Annotated in this window: 1 protein-coding gene and 1 pseudogene; both read left to right on the forward strand. The window is 50.1% G+C overall.

Going from position 1 to position 3280, the window contains the following annotated elements; all coding sequences use genetic code 11:
* Positions 1 to 141 precede the first annotated feature (141 nt).
* Positions 142 to 3057 (forward strand): hypothetical protein, encoded by a 2916-nt coding sequence (locus tag K206_RS44105; protein ID WP_231401742.1) that lies wholly within the window; start codon positions 142 to 144, stop codon positions 3055 to 3057.
* Positions 3058 to 3181: 124 nt separating this feature from the next.
* Positions 3182 to 3280 (forward strand): annotated as a pseudogene (locus K206_RS44565) (IS5/IS1182 family transposase); the annotation flags it as partial.

Raw genomic sequence — 3280 nt, forward strand, 5'->3', positions numbered from 1 at the left:
CACAAAATTCCTGACACGTCCCAAAATTTTGAGTCAGATTCGACCGCTGTCATCGAAACACGCTTCTTTCGGACCCTTCCAGGTCCGGGGGATGCTTATGAACTTCGCAGTGAAGGGCTAACTCTCGCCCTCGGCTATACATTGATCGATCAGCTTTGGCAGGCACGGCGATCTAATCTCGATCTTGGGGAACGGCTTACGCATTTGGTCGATCCGATCCACGCGATGGACAGAACCGTTGACGTCATGTTCGCAGCCATGATGGTCTGTGCCCTCGATCAGATTCGCTTCGATGAGACCATATTCACTGTCCTCCTTGATGCATTCTCGAACCTTCAGAACATCGATGATCGGCGCTTCGATGAATTCGTCGAAATCCTAAAAAACCGGCCCAGAGAACTCTTCGACGTGCTGAGAGTTTTCACTCTAGAGCGGTGGCGACGCCCCAATCAAGATTGGTTCATCCATGCCGCGTTCGAGATCGCGGCCACAGATAAAGGCTGGCCGGTGGCTGAGACAGCCATTCGTCGCTGGTTGTATTGCTACAACAAAGATGCTGTCGGACAGATGAACCGCTATCCAAAGCTCAATGAGGATGAGGACGAGAAGATTCTACAGAGGAGGCGGGAGGAGATTCAGGACGTTCTATTGTCATTTTCGTCGTTCGAGAGGAGCCTCTTGAGTCAGATGAGCGAGATCTCCGGCGAGATAGATGCGTTGTTCTCCCTCGCGCTTCGACTGCTTGCGGGCCGACCCATCGCAGGATTTGCGAACGATTTTATCGCGCTAGGTATTGGCTTCGCCCTTGATAGGGGGACTTGGTCCGCGAAAAGGACCTTTCGACAGTTGACAACCTTTAACAGAGTAGATCGTGAGGCAGCAAAGGAAGCATTCCTGAACGCGATTGAGCCACTCCGGTCGATTGGCACATCGAAGACCGGACAGTGGACGGTTGTACGCATGCTGTACGCAACTGGAGACGAGGTGGCCGCGTCAGAGGCAAGCATTGTCGCTCATAAACTGCATGGGGATCCCTATCGCAGGGAAAGACTATTGCCTGATGAATGGCGCCAATCGCGCGTCGCTGACCCGGATGCAATCAGACCGATCGATATTGACGCGGGATTGCACGATTTTGATGCTATCCGGCCTGATAGCATCCTGCAGTTCATGGGGCATAGCAGGGAGGACGTAGATCTGGAGAAGTTCCTTCCAGTAGCATGCCGTTTTGCCCCCGAAGCCGCTGCTGGGAAGATCCGTCAAATCTTGACAGGCCTTCTTACCCGAACTGGACTCCCATTGCGCCAGTTGATTCTTAATGGCACTGAATATGCTCCCCTGATGACCCGCGACATGGCGATTCAATTGATCGTGCGGGTTACTGGTACCAATATGGTCGAAACTTTTTCGGAACGGGAGCAGGACATTCTGCCGATGTTTTTGTTTGCTTACGTGGCACCCAAACTAACGGCGTCGGAACAGATCGATTGCATGGTTGGCTCGGTGTTTGGGGCAGACTACCTCTTAGATGTTATTCCCAGTCTGAAGTCTCAACCGACTGACGCCATCATTGCGACCCTTCGTGGGGTATTGGATATGGGCAATGAGGAGGCAGCGTACGGCGTTCTAACGGCCGCATTCTATGGCGAAACTCCAATTACATTGGAACTGGAGTCTCTTTTGCTGCGCTGCCTTAGTGCGGAATCGCCAAAGCTCCGTGCACTTTCCTTCCGGTTGGCCAGTCACTGCAATCTACGAGTACTTAGAGACGCTCATGTAAGGAGCGACTGGTCCGTGCATAAAGTGGGCACAAGGACTCAAGAGTGTTGGTTCGGCTCTATCCTGCTTGCCGAAGCTTGTGCAAAAGAGGAAATCGCTATTGAGGAGGTCTTTCGGAGAGCAGGCCCAGAGACTTGGTTTGTGGCGGCCAGTTGTGTCGGCGAGACAATGATGAAGATAATTTCCGATAATTTTCTACATCGTTTACGCGGGGCGATAATGGCAACCAGAAATATAGTGCCTCCTGCTGCGGATTTTACTGTTTTTGATGATGGTAATTTTCCTTTCTCGGTTATATCTGTGGATGAGGCAGATCGGGAGGGTGGGAGATTTTCACGTAAAAGATCGATTGAGGATGTATTCGAAATAGAAGGAGATTTTGAGGAAAAAAATGATCGACTTCGTGAAATATCAAAAATATTCTTGGATAATTTGAGGGACTTGGATTCTAATATTTTTATAGAGAAAATATCAATTGATGATCTGAAAATAATAGTCAGTGCGGCGCCCATGAGTCAGTCCCAGTTGCTAGAAGCGATGGAAAAGGCGAGCGGTGCGGAATTTACGTGGCTTAAGAACATCGCTTTCATCGTAGCCAATCTTGCATCGAAGGACATGCCGGAGAGGGCAGTGTCTCTTTTTCAACAGGCGTTAGGGAGCCGAGGCTTTATCACTTATGCACTTGGGGACGACCTGACGCTCGAACATGAAGCGATCTGGTCCAGCGTACCTTCTGAGGCAATAGGTAAATTTTGGCGTCAGCGCATCCTCAAGTCTGGTAATGATGAGGTCTTGGCCCGTGAAGTGCTTGCGGCAGAGCGGTTCGGCGCGGGGGATTTTATCGAGAATTTGGTGTTCGAGCTAGGGAGTAGTGCATCGACACTTGATCAAGCTTTTGCGATTTCCATTGCCGGGTTCTCCATACAGTCTACTAAATTGATTGATGTCATCGAGGCTCACTTGAGCGACAAAGGAATTACCGGTGATGCGGCGAGGAAGGCAAAGGAGGCTCATGACGCAGCCCGATGGGCTGAGAAATGGGTTCATGATATGTGGGCAGCGGAGTCCTCAGATGATTTCTGGTGCTGCCTAATGATTTCTAAAACATGCATGGACGCTCGTATATCTGCTGAGTCTATATTTTTGACGGAATGGAATGGATATTCATCAATTTTCAATAGAGTCAGAAAGTCGGCGATAAAAGAGAGGAATAAAAGTCGAAGTAAGACTTTCCTCGGTGAGGAGGCTCCAGACGAGGTATTTGTAAATTCATTCTGAAATGTGTGCTGAGTCAAGAGCGTGTAATCGATGTCGTGAATGTTGCTGCGGCGGGCCACAAGGTGATATGCGAAGTCCTGAGAGCCTGTTTGAAAATTCGCCGCAGATGTGATCTAACGTTCGGATGTGGAAGAAAGAACATCGAGAACGGCAGGCAAGTATGGCGGCCAAGACAGAGCGATATCCGAGCGACGTGACAGACGTGGAATGGGCAGCGATGGAA

Source organism: Cupriavidus sp. WS, from assembly GCF_000395345.1.
Taxonomy (GTDB): Bacteria; Pseudomonadota; Gammaproteobacteria; order Burkholderiales; family Burkholderiaceae; genus Cupriavidus; species Cupriavidus basilensis_B.